This window comes from Leeuwenhoekiella sp. LLG6367-2.1 (genome assembly GCF_045055775.1).
GTDB classification, from domain to species: domain Bacteria; phylum Bacteroidota; class Bacteroidia; order Flavobacteriales; family Flavobacteriaceae; genus Leeuwenhoekiella; species Leeuwenhoekiella aequorea.
In genome coordinates, this window is the sequence record NZ_CP159331.1 from 2,592,053 (window position 1) to 2,615,839 (window position 23,787).

The following is a 23,787-nucleotide window of genomic DNA, read 5'->3' on the forward strand; positions in this document are numbered from 1 at the left end:
AAAATAGAAAACCGATTCAGATAGTTCTGTTTTTTTTGAATTGAATTAAATTTAACTGAGTTGTAACTTATAAATTCAATAGAAATGATGAATCCACAAACACCTATGCCGCCAGAAAATAATGATAAAAATTCATCCAAGAATTCCGGTTCTACTATAAAGGAGGAATCTACTGTAGCGAAAAAGTCATTAAGAGACCATAAAAATCCAGTGGTTAGAGCATTTGCAAGAGCTGGGTACATTATGTGGATTGTATTAATAGGGCTGGGAGGTTTGCTCGCTTTCCTCATAACACTTACCGCTATATGAGATTGATTTATATTTTTTGCTGCATCTGTATATTTCTATTTCTACTCATTGAATTTGATCATTTTTTCCCTTTTACAGCTCCACTTTTTGCAAGAATCTATCTCAAAGATTTTTTATGTATGCCTATAGTGTTGGGATTTTGTCTTGGTTGCTACGAACTCATTAAAAATAAAAACCGGCAACATTTTGAACTGTTACCGGTTTTTGTACTCACTTTTATATACAGTATCTATTTCGAAGCTATTTTACCACACTTTTCAAATAGATATACGGCAGATTGGTGGGATGTATTACTTTACTTTTTAGGAACTGCTTGTTTTTACGTATTGCAGCAAATCTATTTAGTTAATCCCATTCACAAACTTCGTAAACACCTCTTTATGAAGATTTAGATTTAAATTAGGTGATAAAGATACCCGTACGATATAATCTTTATCTCCTTCTTTAGTTGTTCCCTGCGTTGAGGTTGCCGGTATCGTCCAGTAGCATCCCTTTAATTGGCCATAACTCACACAATATTTACTCTCATTAGGAATACTTGTGATCATCATCGTGATAAGTTTTAGATTTAACTCCCTTTTGTAGGTTTCTTTTTCCTCTGCAGTTGCTCCTTTGGTTGGGAGGTCAAGAGAAAATACCGAGGGTGTAAAGCCCTGTTGCGCCAGTTCTTCGGAAACAAAATTAATTTTAGCGACCGGTAGGGTTTCTTTTATAAAGTTCACAAATTCCCTAGTGTTCTCATAGGCTTCCGCAATGCGCGAGTTCATAGAAGGTAATTGTTCTGCCAGAAATGCAACCTGAAGCGCTGTAGCTTCGTTGTCGCAAATTTTAAAGTGTTTATCTATTTTATCCAGCAGGTTTTCTGCTTTCTTATTAGCAACACAATATCCTGCAGTACATTTTCCACCACTTGGAAATTTTGAACCGCTTACATAGGATATGGTACGTATAGACGCGAGAATGCCTTGTTCACTCAAAAATTGAACATTTGGGCAAAAAGTCTGATCCAAAATAAAAACCGGATCAATTGCCAGCTCGCCGGAAGGCGTTTTACGTTTTTTACTTAAAGCTTCCCGAAGTTTATCAAGATCTGGAACTTCTACCCGTGGATTAGTAGGAATTTCAGCAATTATATAAGGCACAGCATCTTCTCGGGCAACCTGATCTAAAACCTGATCTGTACTTTTAACCATGTCGTTATCGCCATCAACAGGGAGATCAAGAACTTCTACATCATCAACACTTGCTGCTACGCGTCTTGCCTGATCATTTGTACCTCCATAGCAATTAGGCGGGACGATAATTTTTATAGCCTTACCGGGATGCTTTTCCAGCGCATCATCAATAAGCCCCATCATTATCGCATATTGAACTGATAAACCAGATGAACCCAAAAGCACCTTAGAATGTGTAGCCGTAACTTCTTGTATGGTACTTACCACCTTGGTCTTATTTTCATTAAAATCATTTTCAGCAGAATCAGTTACGGGTTTCCCGGTCAACAGTTGTAGCATTTTAAGACTATCTGCCGGCGTCATAGCAATAGATTCTCTTCTGCGTACATGCTGTATAGGAGCTACATAATCTGCATTTTTTTCTCCGTTGATAAGAAGAATACTCCCCAGCTTATCGTGAAGACTTACTATAAAATCAATAGACGTATTGTGTTGTGTTTCGGTAAGATCTATGTTATCAGAAATATAAATGGTACTTCCTTCATATGGAGATAAAGCATTCGTATTTTCAACCTGAATAAGTTCGAAATCATAATCATAGACTTGTTTTATAGTCTCAACATCAAAACTTTCTGGTAGATTGTCGGTGTAGGCTATTCTGGTTTTTTTATTTGCCAGAGCATTTGTTCTTAAAATAGCTAAAACAGACATTGTTTGAGAAGAAAAACTAATTACGCACTCGGCGTTAAGCTTGTTCATTTTAGCAATTCCCCATTCTAAGATACTAGATAATGGATGTCCCAGTCTAATGTAGTCATATGCTGTGGGTAACTGGCTTAAATTTGCAGTATTTAAATCACCAGATCGAAGCAGGGTCTCAAATTCTTCTAAAAAATGACTTTTAGCCAGTTGTTCATTGTAAATATCTAACCGGTGGGTAGTTAATCCTAACCAGTCTCCCGGCATATTAGCTAACACCTCTTCTATAGCTTTTAGTACGTTGTTATCGTTCAAAGTAGTTTATTTTAAAGTTGATCGCGCGATGGACCTGATTTAATTTATTTTGGAAAGCAAAAAATACGTTTTTTTGCTGTTGCAAAGGTCTTAAAAGTATGACGCTTTTGCAGCGATAAACTAACAAAGATCGTCTTTAAAAAAGAGGTTAAACTATAGAGTCATTCGATTACATGATCTAGTGTAACAATATCTGTAGAAACATCTTATTTTGATAGGTTACTTCCCAATACAATATATTCGGTTTATTTATTTTTAGGGGTTGAGAAGGGTAGGGGTGTATGTTGGGTGTACTTATTCCTATTCAAATCAAAAGATTTACCTACCGCTCAACATCAATATTTAAAATAGGATATAAAGAGGCGATGAGTTTATCTTCTATAAAGAAACGGTTAACAGCGTTTTCTTTTCCGGGATAGGGTAAAAAGGAAAGGGATACGTGTTCTTTAATTAATGCTAAAGCGTCTCTTTGAAAAAGACGTTCTAATCCAATACGTAACTGACTTACAGTATTTGGCTTTTTACCAAACCCATATCGGCATTTAGTTAATCTATTCTTGTTTTGGGATACTGGCCATAAATGACTAAGATCGTCATCTGAACTTTTTCCCTTCTTATAGTCTTTCCAAATGGTATTACTATACTGGTTATCCTTTTCCGGATCTATATTGTATTTTATATGACCATTTATTCTTGATTTGATATTAGTACTCTTTCCAACATATAGGCAGATATGATCACCCTTACTTGCATTATCAATCCATTCTTCAGTAAAAATCACTTTTAAAAAATGATCTGCTTTTTCAGAGTTGTCATGCGGACCTTTTAAATAATAGGCGGTGTCTGGATTTAGTAAATGCTTTTTAAGCAAGCCATTTTTATCATTCCACCAAAAGGCATAAATCCCTTCTTGTTTTAATTCTTTGGCAATAGTGGCATTGGAACCGTTATAAATGTTTTCAACAGCATACTTTTGTTGCTCTAAAAAATGATCAAATGCACTTTCTATATCATTTAGGGAGAATCTATTTTCAATACTATCGTTCATAAGTTGAGTTTAAAATCTCCTTCATTAACTCTTCGTGAGCATTTAGATTTTCTTCATTCCAATCGTCTGCATGATCCCACATCAGCTCCATTTTTAAACTTTCAGGTTTATCATCTGGTCTGTGATAATTAGCTTTTTTAGCTTTTGGTAAGTCATTGCTAAAACGGGAGTTTTTCTGTTGGCTTATTAGGCAGAGATTACCAAATCGATCTATATCATCAAACGGGGCTTTTTCTCCATTTCTAGGTTGTTGAGGAAAGAAATGTTCGACCGAACTTCTAAAGCCAAATTGAAAGTTGTTCGCTTTACTAGAATCGATCAAGTTTTTATACGTAGACTTTTCGATTGTAGCATAATACCATATTAAATAATCTAACCTATTAAATATAAAATTCTTAGTGCCGGTACCTTCAAGCCATATATCATCACTTACATTACTATTTTTGGCCTCGCCCTTATTGTCGTAGATAATTTCTTCATATTCCATATTGACCGATTGATTTCGATCAAAAAAGAAGGCATCATTTAATTTTTCTAAATAAGCTATCAGCTGGTCTGCTTCAATTACTCCATTTTCAGAATTATTAAATAGGTGGTACAAAGTAGCATTAAACCAGTGTTTATAAATTCTCGTAGGGAATGACACATGAAACATCGACTGCAGCATAATGATTTGGTTATGATCAGTCTTGTCTTGAGTATTGTCGTCTTTTTCAAAAGTATCTTTTAGATAATGTGATTTGCCTTGTACAAACTGATGTTCTTGTTTTCTTAGAACCCATTTGGTTTCCTTACCTAAGTCTAAATTGCGAATGATATATTTATCAAATAAGAACTTCGTTTTGAGTAGACTAAAACAAAAATCTTTGGCAAACTGAGATTGATCGCTCCTATCCTTGTAGATTAGCTCAAATTGTTTGAGTAACTGTTTGTCATCTAAAACAATCTCTTTATTATTTTCCTGTATTTTAAGTACGTGAAGTAAGAAATTTGGGAAATTAATGACAGCTGTTAGCTGCTCGTGACCTTCTATGTTTTCAGCTTCTTCCAGGTAAACAAATTCTTTAGAATTTAGAATTTCATTTAAGCTTGGTTTAGAAGACTCTTTTTCCTTTTTATTTATCTCCTGAGTATTTATAAATGCTGTAAGTAATTCTTCATAACTTGCAGGTATAGTATTGCCATCATCTCCAAAAATTTTCTTTCGGGTATTTTTATTCTCATTTTTGGTATCTCTGGTAAAGAATAACTGAATATACCTGTTCATATCACTTGCAGCTTCCCATACGGTATTGAAAAGTTGCCGATCTTCTGGGAATTTTATTAGAAAGCCCATTAGGCGTGATTTAAGAACTTCGTGTTTTTCAAGTTGTTCCCCACGTACATTCATAATCTCAAAATAGTGGTTAAGATCCGTATCTGGTGGAACGGTAACTTTGAGGAGAAGCGTTTTGTTTATAAGGTAGTCTGTAAATTCTTTAAGTGTAATACTAAAATCTTTTAAATATTGACCTAGGTTATTTCTAATGATTTTATAGGCTGCTTTTATTGCCGGTTCATTTACGTCATCAAGTTTTTTATAATAAATAGCTTGTAGCGCGCTAATTGATTGAGGTCTAGAATCAAATAGCAACGTGTCAAATTCGAAATTAACTGTATATGAAGATTCTTCACTGTGAGATAGGTAAGCTAGCAGTATATATAGTGTGGTTAACCGTTGCTGGCCATCTATAACTTCTTCTTTTCCGTGAATTCCTTTATTGATGACTAATGTGCCTAAATAGTAGTTGTCTTTTCGATTGTCTTTTGCTTGACTACATAGATCAGACAGCAACTGTGTAACTTCGGTGATTGTCCAGGCATATTCCCTTTGATAGATAGGAATGCTGTACTTTGCATCTTTAAAAATATCAGAAATACTTAACAGCGGTGGGTTTTCAGACATTAGGCTTCTATTAGATTGTTTTTAATATAAAGTTTAGCTAGCTCATCAGAATTACCTCCCATTTGTGTAATAGGCTTAAGCCTATAGATGAGTATTTGAGAGACTGTTAGACTTTCCCGTATTAGGCGAATAAGGCTATTAGGATGTCTTGCGTGATTGTCAACAGATTCTAGTCTTACGGCTGTAAGTTTGATGCGAGGTCTGTAAGCCCAAAAGAAAATTAAAGGAATCACTTTTTCCAATTGTTTTTGTCCAAACTTATCGATGTAGTAGAGCAATGTAACTTCAAAAAGATTCTTGCAATACTTATCACCTGTTCTGTAAGCTGCACTATAACTTTTTAATTTTTCAACAATCTCATAAGCTTTGCTTTTTTCCTCGAAACCTTTATAATAAGGGTTATTAAAATCTTTAATAGCCCCAACCATTTTAGATTTGTGTTTTACAAAATCAAAAAACCATTCACCGTTTATAGTGAATGCATCAAGCTGGTGAGGGAAGTGCTCTTGACTATCATTAAAGTCATAGAGTATCTGCTGTTTTAAGCCTACATACTTTGCATTTATGGCAATAGGACGAGCATAAGGGTATAAATGATTATCTAGAAGATTGACACCCTTAAAAACCGCTATTTCATCTTTAGAAAAATAGGAGGCGCTTTTACCTGTTGACCAATTCCTAATTTTAAAGAAATAATTAGCAAAAGCATCTTTAAGTAAATAAGGATCTGTTGCGTCCCAATGCTCGATTGCTATGATTTTCTTAGACTCCTGCAGATGGTTCATTTCCCTTAGGTGAAAAGCTTTAAGTAAATTATGAGGGTATAATGCTTTACCTCGGGAATTTTGGGAATCAAAAAACTGAAAGGCTTCCCCTAAATCGGTTATGGTAACCTGAACAAATTCACATTTTTCTAAAAAGAAACGAATTAAACCTTCATCAAAATCAGTTACCTGGGTTTTTATAAAGGCATAATTAGCTTTTAAGTTCCCAATGCTTATAGCATTATCAAAATGTAGATGCTTTAAAGCCGGAGCTTCAAATTGTAAATTTGAAATCTCAAACCTTTCTTTAAGTGCTTTAAACAAAAGGAGTAAGGTTAAATACCTTTGCTGCCCATCTACAATTTCCTGAAGTTTCTTCTTTTCCGAATCAACATATTTGTAAATGATAATGGTGCCTATGCGGTAGGCTTTCTTCTCTTGAAAAGTTATAATGTCATTAATAAGATCATTTACATTCTTAATAGTCCACTTGTAAGGTCTTTGATAATCGGCAATTTTGAAATTAGATTGGAGAAGAGTTTTTACTAGTTGTATTTTGGCTTTTGGTTTACTCATCTAAATTTTGCTTTTTATAAATTCAAACATCGGGCGAAATACTTCGAAGTGTTCTGCATTTATAGTTGGAACAATATCACGGGCAAAACTTACTTTATCTCCATTAAATTTTCTGAAGCCATCTGTTCTTTGGGTATCAACTCTAAAATATTGATCTAAGCTTGGTACTTCGGAAAATAGTAATTCAATGGTTAGTAATGAGTTTTTACCATAGTTACCACCGGTAAGGGGATTTAAAACCTGTTTTGATATATTTTCGATAGCTGGTACTGGTAACAACATGGCATATGATTCAAAAGTCTTGTACTTTTTTGTTAAACAATTAGCCGGGTTAGTTTCCAAATCTGTACCCAATTGATTCCAATCTCCATAAGCTTCGTCAAAATCAAATAATGAGAAAAACTTTCTTCCGTTAGCATTTCTATACAATTCTTCGTCTTTTATTAGATTTCTTAAAAATCCACAAGAAAATGCGTTTTGAATTTCAAAATCAGGTTTAGTACCCGGGTATATTTTATCCCAAGCTGTTTCAATGATCATCTCATCAGTGATACCTTCTGTAAAAAGCACTGCTCCACTAGTGTTATTAAGGAAATGATTGATATTTAATTTTGCCTCGTTTTGAGTTAAGGAAATTAAACCAGATGAAAGTGAATGAATAATATCAGCTTTTATCATTTTATGACAAACGACTTTATTCTCATCATTTATTTCAAAAATATTAAGGTGCGATTCTTTATATGTAGTTAATGTTGATGGACTGTGGGTAGTCATTAACACGTGATTATTAACAGATTGTTGATCTGTAATCTCAAATATTTGACTTAAAAAGTCAAACTGCCATTCTGGGTGTAAAAAAGAATCCGGCTCATCTAAAAGTGTGATGCAATTTCTATCTTTAAAGAGTTCCATAATAGAATAAATGTAAACTGATTGAAATTGTCCATCACTAAATTTATCTACTCCAATTTTTGAGCCATCTAAAAGCTCTAGGTCAATTGAAATATCATCGAGCATTTCTATTGTTTTCAAATTATCAAAACCTCTAAAAATATCTTGAGGTGATGCTTCTGAAAATTTATTCTGAAAATCTTCTATATCTAAATACATTATAAACTCATCCCCGTAATCTTCTCTATAAATGTAGTCTTCATCACGAACCCTACCTTGTTCTATAGCTCCTCTTTTTATTAAAGTTAATTTATCTAAAAATTCAAGGGTAATTCCTTGAGCCTTCCAAAACCTAGTTTTTGACTCTACAGAATCTATGTCATAGCCATTCTTTCTTGCATAAAAAGGACGTTTTAAGGTAATTTTTACTTGATCATCTATTTTTTTGATACCAAGTTTTTTAACAATGAATTCTTTTGCTTTGCACTCATCAGGTTGTAAAAGTAGCACGCTCAACAACAAGGCTTTATATTCTTTACCTATACCAATAAACTCTCTAGTATCTCCTTCATTTGCTTCTTTTAAGCTTTTTTTAAATATACGTTCATAAGCGTCAACTAACTCCGTTATTTTGTTATTGTGACCTGAATAGTAAATAAGAATATTATCTGGTAATTGTTCTTTACTTACTTTTTTTATTTCTTTTTCAGCTTCATTTATCCAAATACTTTCAGCCCACTTCCAACCTATAAAAATGTCTTTATCTCCTAATTCGTATTTTAACTTAAAATCAAAATTAAGCTCATGATCATTTTCAAATAAATGTTTGAATATTTCTATTAAAGCTTCAAATAAATTAGATTTTCCAGTACCATTTTTACCTACAAAAACATCTATAAAACTGTCTCCTTCAAAATCTAAAGTAAACTCTTTTAGGTTTTTGTATTTACTTATATAAATATATTTTAATCTCATCCTAAACTGATTTTGCTTCCTCAAAAACCTCTCTTATAACACTTTTCATCAAATCCTCAACTTGCTGCTTACCGGTCTTAACTTCCTCCTCCAACTGATCGCAAAGACTCATTAAAGCATTTACTTTTTCTACAATTGCTTCTTGTTCTTCTAATGAGGGAAGAGGAAATAACATTTGTCTTAAAAACGTTAGGGATACAAATGGTTGAGCACCACCTGTAGCTTTATACTGAATCTCATATGCAGTATGTTCACTAAAAATTTTAAGGAAATCAGGAACGCTCAAAGACTTTTTGTAATACTTAAAAAGCGCAACATTTTTTATTGCAAAATCAGTATTTCCTTTAACCATAACTTGATTTCCTAAATTTCCACCAATCATTGAAAATAAAATATCATCTTCTTCAACTAAGGATCGCTGAATTATTTTGTAGTAATCCTTTTCTGAAATCCTTTTTGTATTTTCTAGATCAATAAATCCTTTTTTAAAGTCTTTACTTGTAACTAAAGGATAAGAATTTTTATCAGAGACGTTTTTTGGTGAATCGTGTGTTCCATCTCGTACATCAAAAATTTCTTGAAATCTACACCAAACCCAACCCTCCGGCAATTCGTAAGGAATCTCTTCGGGAGTAATAGGAGGTAAGGTTTTTTCCTTTTTAATTTTCTTTTCTTTGATGAGTTGGGCTTTCTCTTGTTGGATGCTTTTAAGGAGTTCACTGGCGTGATGCGATGCTGAAACAAGCTCAGGGTGACGGTTGCGCCAATCTGCAGTGAGTTTACCCTGTACTGCCAATTGTAAAATGGTCTCTCTTAATTTTTTAATGTTGGTTACATCATCAAAAAAAGTAGAGAAGTGCGGAGTCAACTCTTGCCAGGCTGTCTGTGTGTTTTGAGTAGCTAACTGGTTTAAAGCAGATGAAACATAATCCTGTTTAAGTTGGATGCGCTCTTGAGTGAGGTTTTCTAATTGCTGAACTTCTTTAAAAAGTATTTCGACAACCCGGACGATTTCTTTTTGTTCTTCAAGTGGAGGGAGTGCAAAAATTTTATTTCGAATTTTAACCCTTGAAATGTTTGGCTGTGCGCCACCTTCACCTTGATTTATGAAATCTTTTTTTAAGCCTTTAAGTAGTAAATGCAAATATGTATTACTAAAACCTTTAAAAGTTGTACAAGCACAAACTGCCTGATTTGTTGTGCCCTTTACAGCAAGTATAGCTGTTTTTCCAATTGTTGCACCATACATTGCAATTAGAATATCTCCTGGTTTATTTAAGCGGAGAGATGTTTTTTTTAGAGCAAATTCTGTAATTTTTTCCTTTGATTCAAAATCAATAATACCATTGTTTAATTCACCTGATTTAAACCAATTAATAGAACCATCATAAAATAGAGAGTTGGATCTTAATGGAGTTGCACCTGCTCCCCAATCACCAATTTCACCTAGTCTTGTTTGTACCCAATTTTTAGGAACCTTATATGTTATAAGATGTTTAGGTACAGGATCAAGTTTCTTCTCTTTTTTAATTATTTTTTCACTAATCAGGCGTTGTTTTTCAGTTTTTATATTTTTTAAAAGAGTTTCAGCAGAATTTAATCCGGTTATAAGTTTTGGATTTTGTTTTCTCCAGTCAGCAGTTAACTTTCCTTGTATAGACAATTGCAGAATCAGCCCTTTAAGCTCACCGGCATTTTTAGGATGTATGCTGAGTTTATGAAAGTGTTTGAGTAACTGCATCTACTGTAAAGCTTCGGTTAGTACTTTTATAATCTCGTCTTGAATGCTGTTTATTTTAGTTTCTGTTTTACTGTACTTTTCTAAAATAACTTCCGGAGCTGCAAGCGTATCTACCTCCTGATGTGGGTTTTTAAAATCAAGATTGTAATTCTTTGCTTTAATTTCTTCTAAAGTGACTTTCCAGGCCAATGGGTTGGTTTCTCTGTTTGTCCACCAGTCTTTTTCCGTATCAAACTCTGCAATGTTGATAGGCTTGGATTTATTATAACTTTTTACGCCTTCAGGATACGGGTGTTCATAATACCATATCTCTTTGGTAGGAGTTCCTTTTTCAAAGAATAGCAAATTGGTATTAATACCAGTATAAGGATTAAAAACGCCATTAGGTAAGCGTACAATCGTATGCAGATTGCATTTGTCTAATAGTTCTTCTTTAACCCGTGTTTTTACACCTTCACCAAATAAGGTTCCGTCAGGTAAAACCACAGCAGCGCGACCGCCATCTTTTAGTAAGCGAATAATTAAAGCCAGGAATAAATCTGCTGTTTCTTTGGTTCTGAATTTTTGTGGAAAGTTGGTTTCGGTACCGTCTTCTTCAACCCCACCAAACGGTGGATTGGTAAGAATGACATCTACCTTGTCTTTAGCTCCCCAATCACTATAGGGTTTGCTCAATAAATTATCCCTGCGTACAGCCGGTAGATCAAAACCGTGTAGCATCAGGTTGGTTGTACATAGTAAATGCGGTAGGGGTTTTTTCTCAATACCCCGAATGGAAGTCTGAAGTACCTGACGGTCTTTAGGCGTATTTACCTGCTTGCGAATATGATCTATACTACAGGTTAGGAAACCTCCGGTACCACAAGCCGGGTCCAGAATGGTCTCCCCCAGTTGCGGGTCTGTAATATCTACCATAAACTGGGTGACGGCACGGGGTGTATAATACTCACCCGATGAACCTGCAGACTGTAGTTCTTTTAAAATAGTCTCATAGATGTCATTAAAGAGATGACGGTCTGTAGAGCTGTTAAAGTCAATTTGATTAATGGTATTGATCACCTGACGAAACAATGTTCCGTTCTTCATATAATTATAGGTATCCTCAAATACTGAACGAATGATATGTGCCTGCGGGCTAATGGTGATGTCCAGATCTTTTAGAACAGGAAAAAGTTCGTTATCAATAAAGTCCATCAACTGATCACCGGTCAAGCCTTCTTCATCAGCCGCCCAGTTTTGCCATTTTAATTTATCAGGAATAGGACTTTCATAGTTGTCTATCGTGATTTCCCATTCTTCTTCTTTATCTGCGAAAATCTTCATAAAAAGCATCCATACCATTTGTGAGATACGCTGTGCGTCACCGTCAACACCGGTGTCTTTTCGCATTATATCTCGTATGGATTTTATATTTGAAGTGATGTTACTCATAAGAGAAGTTATAATTATTATTATTAGTTAGTATGCTATAAACAAGACCTGCAGAATTTTGGAAAACATCTGCATCTGTAACTGAAAATTGAAATAACTTAGAAGAATTTATTTCAGAATGAATATTTATATTTTGAATGAATTCCGAATACTGAGCAGATGAGCGAGAAAGCTTTAGCTCAATTTTTTTTTTAGTGATTGAAGCTTTGATTCTAAACTTAGCAATTGCAGAAAAATCTTGTATTGCAAGTAAATTATAGATTTCAACAGGAAGACCAATAAATACGGCTTTATTTTTATTAAATACATAAAGTTTTCCAACTATTTTTTGATCGATATGACTTCTGGATTTAATAAATCCCTCTTGTAGTTTTAGTACTTCTTCATTCGAATTTGTTAAAGTCACAAAATCAAATGGTCGTATATCATCTATGATTTTGAGTGCATTTAAGCGGTTATTAAGCGTTATAGACAGATAGGAGCGAGTACTTATTAAAGCGATCCAATCGTTATAATAGGTAATTCTTTTAATTATTTTTATTTTAAATCTAAATTCTTCAGTTAGATCCGAATTTACTGGAGGATCTACTAGTAATACTTTCATATGATTAACATCATCAATTAATGTTATTCCGCCTAAAAGTAAATCAGCTTTTTTAGCATACTTCTCAAGAAATTCTAAATCATTTTTTTTGCCTTTTATTTTTGCTTTATGTTTTGAAGCCTTTTCTAGTGAAGTGTTGTCTTCGACAATACTTCCTTTAGTTTCGACAACTATCATTTTGTTGAAATTTTCAATAACAGCACTATCAAAATCAAAATCCTTATGATCTTGAATATCTATTCTTTGCCAATCTGCTTGAGTTAAATCATAAGCAATTCCCAAAACGCTTAGAACACCACCACATCCAATTGACTCAGAAACGTGATTCTGCTCATTATTTGTCGTATTTTCTGCAGTAAATCGCCCTGTTTCAGGATCGAAATTTGTGTAGACATTTACGTTCCCATATAAGTCTCCAATTTGTGAAAGAATGGCAGTGAACGATTTCAGTTTTTCAATTCTATTATTTCTGTGGTGCATTTGACTATAAACCTTGAAATCAGCAAATGAAACTCGTACGAAACGAGGTTCAACGATTTTTTCAAATTTGTCATACTCTTCAGGATAATTTTTCTTTATGAGCTCTCTTTCTTCGTCATTATAGAAATCCACATTTATATTAACTTCCATTAAGAACCAGTTTTATAAATTTCGTGTTCTAATTCTTGAATCGCTTTTTCAAAGTCTGGTCTTTTGCCAAAAGCACGCACGAGCTCTACGGGTGAGCCCAATTCGTTTAGAGGTCTTACTTTAAGAACAGAACCTTGTTCTATAGAGCTGATTCCTTCATTTTCATATTTTACTAAAAGACTGTTTAAAACCTGCTGCGCAACCGCACCGTATTTTGCAAAGTAATTACGCTTACGTACGTTATCTGCTCGTTCTTTGCGGGTTAATGGAGGTTGATCAAATGCGATGTGGCAAATGAGATCAAAATCGTCAAGGTCTTTACCTACTTCTTGTCGTAAGGCCTCCAATAATACACCATGCTCTGCCAATTCCCTAAATAATTCATCCTTCTTTTCGGTGCTATTCCAACGGAGTAAAAAATCATCTAAAGAACCAAATTGCTTGTTTAGGTTTTCTTTCGTGTAATCTTTTAAAGATTCGGTAATTAGCTTCCCATCCTTTCCATAGTATTGCACGCGCTCGTGAGCTACGCTTACTTTTATGTTATTGACATAATATTTTTTAGGAGTATCGGGTGTACCGTCTATATCAATATTTGGTGTATCGCCTTCCGGATAATTGGGTTCTTCACCATCCGGCCAATTGTCACCATCAATAACAACTTCATCATCCTCAACAGGAGGTACTACAGGTTCATCAGGCTCCGGTTCATAAATTTGAACAGGATCTCCATCAAAATCAGGATCTGCAAAATGATTGGTGGCTTTTCTAAAGTCCATTATCGTGAAATAGACTTTGCCTTCGGCTTCCCGAATACGCGTGCCACGACCTATGATCTGTTTAAACTCGGTCATCGAGCCTATATTAGCTTCGAGCACAACGATTTTGACCATTTTGGTATCAATACCAGTAGTTAGCATCTTAGAAGTAGTAGCAATAACCGGAAAACTTTCTTCTACATCGGTAAAGTTGTCTAATTCTCTTTTACCTACCTCGTCATCTCCCGTAATCTTAACTACATAATGTTTATGCTTAGCAACCAGATCAGCATTCTCATTGATCAACGCAATGCGCATACGGTTGGCGTGGTCAATATCGGTACAGAATACAATAGTTTTGGAAAAACGATCTGTTCCTTTAAGGTATTCTGTTATTCGTTGAGCAACTAATTGGGTCCGTTCATCAATTGCAAGGCTACGATCGTAGTCTTTGAGGTTGTAAATTCGATCTTCAATCTCATTACCGTATTTATCTTTTAATCCTTTAGTAGGACGCCAGCCTTCATCAACATTAGTACTAACTCGAACCACTTTATATGGGGCAAGAAAACCATCATCTATTCCTTGCTTGAGGGAATAGGTATAAACGGGCTTTCCAAAATAAGCGATGTTGGATATATCTTTTGTTTCCTTTGGAGTAGCGGTTAGTCCTATTTGAGTAGCCGAACTAAAATAATCCAATACTTCTCTCCAGGCAGAAGCTTCTGAGGAACTGCCGCGGTGACACTCGTCAATGACAACCAGATCAAAGAAGTCACGACTGAATTCTTTATAAGCATTTTTTGATTCGTCATTACCCGTCAGCCCTTGATAGAGGGCAAAGTAAATTTGATAGGATTTATCAATTTTTCGGTTTTTGATAATGTGCATGATATCATTACCAAAAGGGGAGAAGTCACCGTTTTTAGTTTGTGTCAAAAGCGCATTCCGATCGGCAAGAAAAAGTATGCGTTTCTTTACCTGTCCTTTCCAAAGCCGCCATATGATATTAAAAGCCGTATAGGTTTTACCGGTACCGGTAGCCATTACCAGAAGAATTCTATTTTGATTCTTTGCAATGGCTTCTACAGATCTGTTTACTGCATTTTGCTGATAATATCGGGGATTCATTCCACTGATATCTAAGAAATAATCCTGCTCAACAATCTCAACAGCTTCCGGACTTTCTATATTTTGGTACCTGAGATAGAGTTCCCATAAGTATTCCGGAGAAGGGAATTCATCTAATTTAAGTTCCTTTTCAATATCGCCCGTTAAACCCGTAGTGTCATGGAAAACGAAAGAGTCACCATTGGAGGTAAATACAAAAGGTACTTGTAATATTTCAGCGTATTCCAACGCCTGTTGCATTCCAGATCCCACTGATTTTTTATTGTCCTTAGCTTCTATAATTGCAATAGGAGAGTTGGGCTTATGATATAAAATGTAGTCAGCTCGTTTGCGCTGGCCTCTGGTATGTAAGTTTCCCTGTACAATAATACGCCCATCTGTAAATGAAACTTCTTCGCGTACCTGCTTTCTCATATCCCACCCTGCTTTTTGTATAGCAGGATTTATAAACTTGGTACAGATATCCCTTTCGGAAAGGTCTTTTTTGTTCATAAGCAAACAGTATATGGCCTATAACTATTCTATATTTCTGTTGTTAGCAGTGGCTGTACATAGAAAGAATAAGTAACTCATTTGGAATGTTAGACAAATTAATAAAGCAAGGGGGGCTTTAAAAGTAGTTATTATTGCTACTATAGTCAAACATAGGCAAAAAAAGAATTTAGAGTTTTACGGGATTCAGTAATGGAGAGAAATATTACTTTAAAAACTTTCTCAAATCTCTGCTTCCGTGTAGTACTCTAACGATCCTTAAATAATTTTTAGAATGCGATAAAAATGATGTGAGAAGCGTAGTGGAGACTGTAAAGTTCTTCTTTAATCTCACGACGTTGTATACTATCTCAGGATTTTTTAAAAGAAGCTCAAAGTGAACACGTAGTTCTATTAAATAATTTAGGGCTTGATCTTCTCCAAATTGGAGAACTCCAAACTCATAAATGGCGTCAATATCTTCCTGAGTTTTCTTAGATAAGATATAGTTGTTCATCAGGACTTTTCTTGGATTCAATAATTTGATCCATAGTCATCGAACTATCTGGGCCATCCCAGCCTAATTCAATTTCTTTTCTTAAATCCTGTATGACCTTTTCGCGATAGATGCCGTGAAGTCTTAGCGCATCTCGTATGACCTCGCTATTATTTTGATATTCTCCTGAAGCAACTTGTTTGGAGATATATTCTTCTTGCTTTTTAGTGAAACTAATATTCATAACAAAGTATCTATATTTGATAAATATAGATACTTTATGTAAAAAATAAATTTGTTTTTATAATTACTTCTACTGGTAAATAGATTATTTAAGTATAATTAAATCTAGATTGATCATTCTTTAAAATCATAGATATAAGAAGAGTTAATGAATTGAAAATCACCATTTCTCCACAATCTGAGAAACATCTGCTCATTTTCATCTTTTGTACTTTCAAAAAGTATGTGAAGTATGTCTGTGAAAATTTTTTCGGAAAATATTTTGTAATTAAAATTATAAATTTCGGAACCGCTATATCTTAAAACACACCAGTCTTTGTTTCTCAGACTCCTTGCTCGTTTATTGTCTTTCTCTATTTGTATTTTGTTACTGTGAAAATCGTGGCCATCACATTCGATGGCTACTTTATTTTCTTTGATAAATGTTCCATCATTTTGAAATGTTCTTAGCTTTATTGCTATATCTATGGAATATTTATTGTCATCGGAATATTCCTCAAGTTGTGGCACTACAGAAATTAAATATTTGAGTTTGTATTTTTTTGGGTCATTAATATCTGCAGTATTATGCAATTTTGAAATATGAATACGACTAGAGAAAATAAAATTTTCATTACCATCATCGCCAAAATAATTGTATGTGTTGCAAAACCGGTAATTATGTGTGGTGGTTAGATATCTAATTATGTATTGCAACATTAACTTTTCAATGGGAGAATCAGCCTGATTTAAAAATCTATCAAGATTTTTCTCACTATTATTTAATATTTCCTTCCTTTGCAATTCAATTTTATTACTTATATCCATTTTTTTAATTATTAATCAAAGCATTGTAATTTACTAGGCAGCTTATACATTGGCCGCATTCCTTATTTTGTAATGGCTGATAACAACTTATTGTTTTTTTTATATCGACTTTTAGTTTATTAGCCAGTGGGATTATTTCTCCAAGCTTCAGTGCCAGAATTAACCTTAATACCAGAGTTTCTAAGAACTCTTGTCGAAAAATGTTCAGGCATTTTAATTGATTTTCTCTTAGTTTTTAAATAGCCTAATTCAATTTTTTGTTTCGATTTTGAAGTTAATGAATGTAATCGATATGTTAATTTAGGACGTTTAAGAGATTTTTAAGTCTTTACTTCCCAATACAGAAATTAGCAAATATATTACCAAGCAGTTCATCATTAGTCACTTGACCAGTGATCTCCCCAAAATGATACAGGGCTTCTCTAATGTCTATAGCCATTAAATCGCTACTCAACCCATCATTAATTCCTTGTTGTACTTTTTCGATTTCTTCAAGGGCTTTTAGGAGGGCGTCGTAGTGGCGGGAGTTGGTAACTAAAGTCTCGTTATTGCGAAGAGCACCCATATTTACAAATTGCAGCAATTGCTCTTTCAATTCGTCTACACCCAATCCGGTTTTAGCAGAAATTAGAAGTACTGCAGATTTAGATTTTTCCGGTATTAACTGAGATAATTGTTCGTTAATGTTGTTTTGCTCCGCTTCGGTGAGGTGATCAATTTTATTTGCAACCAGTACTAAAGGTTTATCAGGAAAACGGTTGCGAATTTTCTGAATTTCAACAATAAATAGATCGGGTTGATTTCTGAACTTATCCGCGTTTATAAGATAAAGCACCACCTGTGCTTGTGTGATTTTCTCAAAAGTTTTTTTAATTCCCAGACCTTCTATAACATCAAAGGTTTCACGTATTCCCGCGGTGTCTATAAAACGAAATCCAATTCCGCCTATTGAGAGTTCGTCTTCAATAGTATCTCTGGTAGTACCTGCAATGTCACTTACAATCGCGCGCTCTTCATTTAAAAGCGCATTGAGCAATGTAGATTTCCCCACATTAGGTTCGCCTACAATAGCAACGGGTATTCCGTTTTTAATTACATTTCCGGTAGCAAATGAATCGATTAAGCGTTTAAGAACACGTGTTATTTTTGTGATTAGATTTTGAAATTCTTCGCGATTAGCGAACTCCACATCTTCTTCAGCAAAATCTAGTTCGAGTTCGATAAGTGAAGCAAAATCCAGCAATTCCTGACGTAGTTGAGCTATTTCATTAGAAAAACCACCACGCATTTGTTGCATTGCGATTTGATGTGCACCGGCATTATCGCTGGCAATCAAATCGGCTACAGCTTCTGCCTGACTTAAATCCATCTTGCCATTAATAAAAGCACGAAGGGTAAATTCGCCAGCTTTAGCAGCGCGACAGCCTTTCCTAAATAAAAGCTGAAGTATTTCTTGCTGAATGTAGGAACTTCCGTGACACGAAATCTCAATGGTAGGTTCTCCCGTGTAGGATCGCTTCCCTTTAAAAATGGAAACCAGCGCTTCATCAATAATACGATTATCGTCTTTTATATTTCCAAGATGCAGGGTATGGGTATCTTGATCTTTGAGAATCTTTCCGCTTTTAGCATCAAAAATGGAAGAAACAATATCAATCGCGTTTTCCCCCGAAACACGGATTACGGCTATCGCTCCCGCACCAGGAGCAGTTGCCAATGCGGCTATGGTATCTTGAATTTGCATAACCACAAAATTACGAAATATTGGTGGCGATACACCGCACAAATAAAAGTCCCCTGCAAAAGAATTTACAGGGGACTTATCAACTAACCAACCAAAAAAATCAAACTAGATCTCGCTAATCAGGCGAGTCTTCTTTCACGGAAACTATACCTGGTTTTGAAACATTTGCTTCATTACCTACGGCTTCGGTCTCCATATACTTCTATAACTTTTATATTTAAATCAATTTTATCTTTTCCGTTAGATAAATTACCGGTTTGCTTATAAATACGACCGCTTCTGTCATAATGCATTTTTGCATTACCTATCTGATCTAAGCGTCCTTTTTTATATTTTACTGGAATAGCGCCTATGCGAGATACTTGACCATTCCGTAAATAATCAATAGTCAATGTCCCTATCTGTATCACTTGACCACTTCTGTTATACTGCACATATCCTTTGCGGTAATTTGCACCAGTTTTATAATTCACGTTGTGATTGCCCGCATAGTAAACTTCTTTTACATACTTCCCATTCATACGGGTTGATGACGGAGTTACATTAAAATCTAATGTGCCATTAGGATAGACTAGAAACTCGACACCGCGCTCTATAAAAATCACCGGACTCATCGCCGTTGAGTTTATAATTAGATTATCACCAGGGGTTGTTACTTGTGCAAAATCTGCTGCCTGTGCAGTAGCTCCCATTACGAAACTTGCTGCTAAAAAAAATAAAGTGCGTTTCATGTCTATCTGTATTTTAAGTTAATTCTTAAGAATTAACCGTGTTATACTATAGACTTTTCAAACCTCGTGCCAAACTTAAAATATGTTCTTTATTTTGCTATCGCGAAGAGTTTTTCGATACTATAATGAATTGGAAACCAATTAGTATAAGTGTAGCTAATCTGTAAAATTCTTTTTAATTTATCTAAGAACTGAAGCATCAAACGAACAAAAAGCTCTCCTGTTCCAATAAATCTAGGGAAGGTTAGCTGGAATATTCATCGAGAGAGATCTTAGGAATAATGTGAATTTTTGAGATAAACGCTTTCTGTTTTGCATTGCAAAACAGGAAACAAAACAATTAAAAAACCGAAAATCCTTCTCCATAGCGGAGAAGGATCGGGGATAGTTTCAAAACAAATAATTAAAGTTTTTCCTTTAAATATTCAGCTGTGTACGACTTCTTATTTTTTGCCACTTCTTCCGGAGTGCCTGAAGCGATTAAATAGCCTCCATTTTCGCCTCCGTCAAGTCCTAAATCTATTACGTGATCTGCACATTTAATCAAATCAAGATTGTGCTCTACAACTATAATAGAATGTCCTTTTTTTATCAACGCTTCAAATGACGTCAATAATTTCTGAATATCGTGAAAATGTAGTCCGGTGGTAGGCTCATCAAATATGAAGAGATTCTTTTCTTTAGTGATTCCTTTAACCAGAAAAGATGCCAATTTTATTCGCTGCGCTTCACCACCCGAAAGGGTAGAGGAACTTTGTCCTAAAGTTACATAGCCCAGACCTACGTCCTGAAGCGGCTTTAGTTTGCGGGTGATTTTATCCTGTTTATGTTCTGTGAAAAACGAAATTGCATCATCTATAGTGAGATTCAAGATATCATCTATATTTTTATCTTCAAAAGTAACTTCAAGAACTTCTTTTTTAAATCGCTTTCCTTTGCACACTTCACATTCCAGATGCACATCTGCCATAAATTGCATCTCAATTGTTACTTCACCTTCTCCTTTACACGTCTCGCAACGTCCACCATCTACATTAAAAGAAAAATGTTTTGTCTGGAAATTACGGATTTTACTCAGTTTCTGACCTGCATATAAAGAGCGTATATCATCATACGCTTTAATATAGGTAACGGGATTAGAACGTGATGATCGACCTATAGGATTTTGATCAACAAATTCAATGTGATTAATAATGTCAAACTTACCAGTTATACCAGTCATTTGACCTTCTTTTTCACCAAAACCACCCGTTTCTTTAAGTAACGCGGGATACAGTAATTTTTTTACCAAGGTACTTTTTCCACTTCCCGAAACACCCGTCACTGCAACAAAAACTCCTAGCGGAAAACGTACATCTATATTTTTTAAATTATGTTCGCGAGCGCCCAGTACATCTACATAGTATTTTGAGGTACGGCGCTTTTCAGGAACTTTAATTTCCATAGTGCCGTTAAGATATTTAGCCGTGAGGGATTCACTTTTCAGAATGTCATCGTAGGTGCCTACAGCGACGAGATCTCCACCAAAAGTACCTGCTTCTGGACCAATATCGATAATCTCATCTGCGGCTTTCATAATATCTTCGTCGTGTTCTACCACAATAACCGTATTACCCAGATCTCGCAGATTTTTGAGAACTTCAATTAAACGCTCTGTGTCTTTAGGATGTAATCCTATACTGGGTTCATCGAGGATATACATCGATCCTACAAGGCTACTTCCCAATGAGGTTGCCAGATTAATACGTTGAGATTCCCCACCAGATAATGTATTTGACTTTCGGTTTAGAGTAAGATAGGTGAGACCTACTTTTGCCAGAAATTCAAGTCGGCTTTCTATTTCAGTAAGTAAGCGTTTTGCAATTGTAGCATCGTGTTCGCCAAGTTCTAATTGTTTAAAAAAATCAGCTACTTTATTTAGCGGAAGTCCTACTAGATCTGTGATTGTAGCGCCACCTATTTTTACGTAATTGGCTTCTTTACGCAGGCGTTTTCCGCCACAGGTTTTACATTTTGTTTTTCCGCGGTAGCGCGATAACATTACGCGATTCTGAATCTTGTATGCTTTAGATTCCAGGTATTCAAAAAACTGATTTATACCTTCAAAATGGCTGTTCCCATTCCATAATAAATTCTTCTGCTCTTCAGATAGTTCGAAGTAGGGTTTATGAATGGGGAAATCAAATTTGTAAGCTGCATTCACCAGTTGATCCCGATAATAGCTCATACTATCTCCCCGCCAGGGAAATACCGCATTTTCATATACAGAAAGCGCCGTATTAGGAATTACAAGATCTTCATCAATCCCAATGACATCCCCATAGCCTTCGCAGGTAGGACAAGCCCCATATGGATTATTAAAACTGAATAAATGAACATTCGGCTCTAAGAACGTTATGCCATCAAGCTCAAAACTATTACTAAAATGATGCTGTTTACCAGTAGCCAGATCTTCAATATAAGCTTCCCCTTTTCCTTCATAGAAGGCAGTCTGCACGGCATCTGCGAGACGGTTTTCAAAATCCTCATCATTTTTTGTTATGATTCGGTCAACCACTAGAAATAATTTGTCTGAAGCTTTAATTGAACCGGCCTCCTCAATACGCACCACGTCGTCATTTATTTTTATACGTGCATATCCTTGTTGTTGAAGAATATTCAGTTTTTCTTCGATCTTTCGGTCTTTCTCAACAATAAAAGGAGCTAGAAGTAACAATTTACTACGTTCTTCAAAACTCTTTACATAATCAACTATATCGGTAACCGTATCTTTTGTTACCTCATCTCCTGAAATCGGAGAATAAGTTTTGCCAATACGAGCAAAAAGAAGTTTTAGATAATCATATATTTCGGTACTGGTGCCTACTGTAGAACGCGGATTTGTACTATTTACCTTTTGTTCAATTGCTATAGCAGGAGCGATTCCTTTTATATAATCTACTTTAGGTTTGTTAAGTCTACCTAAAAACTGACGCGCATACGATGATAAACTCTCTACATACCGGCGTTGTCCCTCGGCGTAGAGTGTATCAAAAGCGAGACTTGATTTACCCGAACCTGATAAACCGGTTATAACAACCAGTTTATTACGTGGGATAATTACATTTATATTTTTTAGGTTGTGCAGTTTAGCACCTTTAATAATGATATTTTTTTTAGGATCTACATTAGAAACGTCAATAATCATAGCTAATATTCCGCAGCGCGGTTTTTTAAAACTTTGAGTATTAGTTCAAAGTTATTTATGAAATACAATCTTCGAAGCTGTAAGCTACCGGAAGTCAATTTTTTTAAATACAAAGATAATTTATAGTATTGATACTCAATCACAGATTTGCCCAACGTCCTGTTAATGTTAAAATTGTACGGGAGTAGTTGTTTATTTGGAATGAAAGTTGTTATATTTGGCTCAACATTAACTACTAAGCGATAAGCCTATTCTTGAAAATTACTTTTTAAATTATTGAATTGATCCTAAGGGTCTTTAAACTACAAAAGTGATTTTATGGAAGATTTATTAAATGCTGACTCAGCACTTGTCAGTAAATATATTCAGGGTGAAGAAGGCGCTCTTTCTGTTCTTATTTCAAGACATCAACAACGTATATATAGTTTTATTTATTCTAAGGTGTATGACCGAGATGTAACTGAAGATATTTTTCAGGATACATTTATAAAAGTTATACGTACTCTGAAGCGTGGAGGTTATAATGAAGAAGGCAAATTTTTACCTTGGGTAATGCGTATTGCTCACAATCTGGTAATCGATTATTTTAGAAAAAATAAGCGTATGCCTAAGTTTGACAACACCGGTGATTTTAATATTTTTTCTGTTTTAGGGGATCCTGAATTAAATGCCGAAAAGCGTATAATTAAAGATCAAGTAGAGCAAGATGTACGCAAACTTATAGAAGAGTTACCTGAAGATCAGCGTGATGTATTGGTTATGCGTATTTACAAAGACATGAGCTTTAAGGAGATAGCAGAATCTACAGATGTGAGTATTAATACGGCTTTGGGGCGTATGCGTTATGCGCTTATAAACCTTAGAAAAGTGATTGAGAAAAACAATATAATTTTAACAAATTAACTTAGACTAAAAGACATTTGTGTGCGTTATAGAAGTCAATTAATCTTTAACGACACTAGATGGAAAACATTTACTCTAAAAAATCTCCTTTTCAAAACAGCAAAATGAATCCTTCTGAGGATACCGTAAATCGGATTTTAAATTATTCTAAGGCTTTAAGTGTTATGAATACCAAGATTGGGAAAGTCGATAACTTTCTCAACTAAAAGAAAA

At 34.9% G+C, this 23,787-nt stretch carries 18 protein-coding genes; 2 read left to right on the plus strand and 16 right to left on the minus strand.

What is annotated here, in order from left to right:
* Positions 1–84 precede the first annotated feature (84 nt).
* Positions 85–309 carry a hypothetical protein gene (locus ABVM53_RS11710; RefSeq protein WP_405326219.1) on the plus strand — a complete coding sequence of 75 codons (225 nt, stop codon included), beginning with the start codon at positions 85–87 and terminating at the stop codon, positions 307–309.
* Between the two features lie 341 nt (positions 310–650).
* On the opposite strand, the gene ABVM53_RS11715 is transcribed toward ABVM53_RS11710, so the two are convergent.
* The 16 genes from ABVM53_RS11715 to uvrA form a co-directional block, all read right to left on the minus strand.
* Positions 651–2,498: a PLP-dependent transferase gene (locus ABVM53_RS11715; RefSeq protein ID WP_405326221.1), complete on the minus strand. Its 1,848-nt coding sequence runs from the start codon at positions 2,496–2,498 to the stop codon at positions 651–653.
* A 322-nt stretch (positions 2,499–2,820) separates the two neighbouring features.
* The gene (locus ABVM53_RS11720; RefSeq protein WP_405326223.1) at positions 2,821–3,546 is read right to left on the minus strand and encodes a hypothetical protein; all 726 of its coding nucleotides are present in this window, start codon (positions 3,544–3,546) and stop codon (positions 2,821–2,823) included.
* Positions 3,536–5,491 carry a DUF262 domain-containing protein gene (locus ABVM53_RS11725; protein ID WP_405326225.1) on the minus strand — a complete coding sequence of 652 codons (1,956 nt, stop codon included), beginning with the start codon at positions 5,489–5,491 and terminating at the stop codon, positions 3,536–3,538. Before ABVM53_RS11725 ends, ABVM53_RS11720 begins: the two co-directional genes overlap by 11 nt.
* Positions 5,491–6,831 carry a DUF262 domain-containing protein gene (locus ABVM53_RS11730; RefSeq protein WP_405326227.1) on the minus strand — a complete coding sequence of 447 codons (1,341 nt, stop codon included), beginning with the start codon at positions 6,829–6,831 and terminating at the stop codon, positions 5,491–5,493. Before ABVM53_RS11730 ends, ABVM53_RS11725 begins: the two co-directional genes overlap by 1 nt.
* Positions 6,832–8,697: an ATP-dependent nuclease gene (locus ABVM53_RS11735; protein ID WP_405326229.1), complete on the minus strand. Its 1,866-nt coding sequence runs from the start codon at positions 8,695–8,697 to the stop codon at positions 6,832–6,834.
* Between the two features lies 1 nt (position 8,698).
* Positions 8,699–10,438 carry a restriction endonuclease subunit S gene (locus tag ABVM53_RS11740; RefSeq protein ID WP_405326231.1) on the minus strand — a complete coding sequence of 580 codons (1,740 nt, stop codon included), beginning with the start codon at positions 10,436–10,438 and terminating at the stop codon, positions 8,699–8,701.
* Positions 10,439–11,869, minus strand: a complete 1,431-nt coding sequence (locus ABVM53_RS11745) for an N-6 DNA methylase (protein WP_405326233.1) — start codon at positions 11,867–11,869, stop codon at positions 10,439–10,441.
* Positions 11,862–13,103, minus strand: a complete 1,242-nt coding sequence (locus ABVM53_RS11750; protein ID WP_405326235.1) for a hypothetical protein — start codon at positions 13,101–13,103, stop codon at positions 11,862–11,864. Before ABVM53_RS11750 ends, ABVM53_RS11745 begins: the two co-directional genes overlap by 8 nt.
* Positions 13,103–15,484 (minus strand): EcoAI/FtnUII family type I restriction enzme subunit R, encoded by a 2,382-nt coding sequence (hsdR, locus tag ABVM53_RS11755; protein ID WP_405326237.1) that lies wholly within the window; start codon positions 15,482–15,484, stop codon positions 13,103–13,105. The genes ABVM53_RS11750 and hsdR overlap by 1 nt, the downstream gene beginning before the upstream one ends.
* Before the next feature lie 205 nt (positions 15,485–15,689).
* Positions 15,690–15,980 (minus strand): type II toxin-antitoxin system RelE/ParE family toxin, encoded by a 291-nt coding sequence (locus ABVM53_RS11760; protein ID WP_405326239.1) that lies wholly within the window; start codon positions 15,978–15,980, stop codon positions 15,690–15,692.
* Positions 15,958–16,203 (minus strand): type II toxin-antitoxin system ParD family antitoxin, encoded by a 246-nt coding sequence (locus ABVM53_RS11765; RefSeq protein ID WP_405326241.1) that lies wholly within the window; start codon positions 16,201–16,203, stop codon positions 15,958–15,960. The genes ABVM53_RS11760 and ABVM53_RS11765 overlap by 23 nt, the downstream gene beginning before the upstream one ends.
* 113 nt (positions 16,204–16,316) lie before the next feature.
* Positions 16,317–17,009 (minus strand): hypothetical protein, encoded by a 693-nt coding sequence (locus ABVM53_RS11770; protein ID WP_405326243.1) that lies wholly within the window; start codon positions 17,007–17,009, stop codon positions 16,317–16,319.
* A 4-nt stretch (positions 17,010–17,013) separates the two neighbouring features.
* Positions 17,014–17,217, minus strand: a complete 204-nt coding sequence (locus ABVM53_RS11775; RefSeq protein WP_405330869.1) for a 7-cyano-7-deazaguanine synthase — start codon at positions 17,215–17,217, stop codon at positions 17,014–17,016.
* 120 nt (positions 17,218–17,337) lie between these two features.
* The gene (gene mnmE / locus ABVM53_RS11780) at positions 17,338–18,753 is read right to left on the minus strand and encodes a tRNA uridine-5-carboxymethylaminomethyl(34) synthesis GTPase MnmE (protein ID WP_405326245.1); all 1,416 of its coding nucleotides are present in this window, start codon (positions 18,751–18,753) and stop codon (positions 17,338–17,340) included.
* A gap of 173 nt (positions 18,754–18,926) precedes the next feature.
* Positions 18,927–19,484: a hypothetical protein gene (locus ABVM53_RS11785; protein WP_405326247.1), complete on the minus strand. Its 558-nt coding sequence runs from the start codon at positions 19,482–19,484 to the stop codon at positions 18,927–18,929.
* Between the two features lie 403 nt (positions 19,485–19,887).
* On the minus strand, positions 19,888–22,671 hold the full coding sequence (gene uvrA / locus ABVM53_RS11790; RefSeq protein ID WP_405326249.1) for an excinuclease ABC subunit UvrA: 2,784 nt from the start codon (positions 22,669–22,671) through the stop codon (positions 19,888–19,890).
* Positions 22,672–22,989: 318 nt separating this feature from the next.
* On the opposite strand from uvrA, the gene ABVM53_RS11795 reads away from it, so the two are divergent.
* Positions 22,990–23,574, plus strand: coding sequence for an RNA polymerase sigma factor (locus tag ABVM53_RS11795; protein ID WP_371456054.1), 585 nt, complete (start codon positions 22,990–22,992; stop codon positions 23,572–23,574).
* Positions 23,575–23,787 lie beyond the last annotated feature (213 nt).

Coding starts and splice junctions, on each gene's coding strand:
- ABVM53_RS11770 (WP_405326243.1), bottom strand. CDS start 17,009: ATGGATATAAGTAATAAAATTGAATTGCAAAGGAAGGAAATATTAAAT.
- mnmE (WP_405326245.1), bottom strand. CDS start 18,753: ATGCAAATTCAAGATACCATAGCCGCATTGGCAACTGCTCCTGGTGCG.
- ABVM53_RS11745 (WP_405326233.1), bottom strand. CDS start 11,869: ATGAGTAACATCACTTCAAATATAAAATCCATACGAGATATAATGCGA.
- ABVM53_RS11795 (WP_371456054.1), top strand. CDS start 22,990: ATGGAAGATTTATTAAATGCTGACTCAGCACTTGTCAGTAAATATATT.
- ABVM53_RS11730 (WP_405326227.1), bottom strand. CDS start 6,831: ATGAGTAAACCAAAAGCCAAAATACAACTAGTAAAAACTCTTCTCCAA.
- ABVM53_RS11760 (WP_405326239.1), bottom strand. CDS start 15,980: ATGAACAACTATATCTTATCTAAGAAAACTCAGGAAGATATTGACGCC.
- ABVM53_RS11725 (WP_405326225.1), bottom strand. CDS start 5,491: ATGTCTGAAAACCCACCGCTGTTAAGTATTTCTGATATTTTTAAAGAT.
- ABVM53_RS11735 (WP_405326229.1), bottom strand. CDS start 8,697: ATGAGATTAAAATATATTTATATAAGTAAATACAAAAACCTAAAAGAG.
- ABVM53_RS11720 (WP_405326223.1), bottom strand. CDS start 3,546: ATGAACGATAGTATTGAAAATAGATTCTCCCTAAATGATATAGAAAGT.
- ABVM53_RS11710 (WP_405326219.1), top strand. CDS start 85: ATGATGAATCCACAAACACCTATGCCGCCAGAAAATAATGATAAAAAT.
- uvrA (WP_405326249.1), bottom strand. CDS start 22,671: ATGATTATTGACGTTTCTAATGTAGATCCTAAAAAAAATATCATTATT.
- ABVM53_RS11785 (WP_405326247.1), bottom strand. CDS start 19,484: ATGAAACGCACTTTATTTTTTTTAGCAGCAAGTTTCGTAATGGGAGCT.
- ABVM53_RS11740 (WP_405326231.1), bottom strand. CDS start 10,438: ATGCAGTTACTCAAACACTTTCATAAACTCAGCATACATCCTAAAAAT.
- ABVM53_RS11765 (WP_405326241.1), bottom strand. CDS start 16,203: ATGAATATTAGTTTCACTAAAAAGCAAGAAGAATATATCTCCAAACAA.
- hsdR (WP_405326237.1), bottom strand. CDS start 15,484: ATGAACAAAAAAGACCTTTCCGAAAGGGATATCTGTACCAAGTTTATA.
- ABVM53_RS11750 (WP_405326235.1), bottom strand. CDS start 13,103: ATGGAAGTTAATATAAATGTGGATTTCTATAATGACGAAGAAAGAGAG.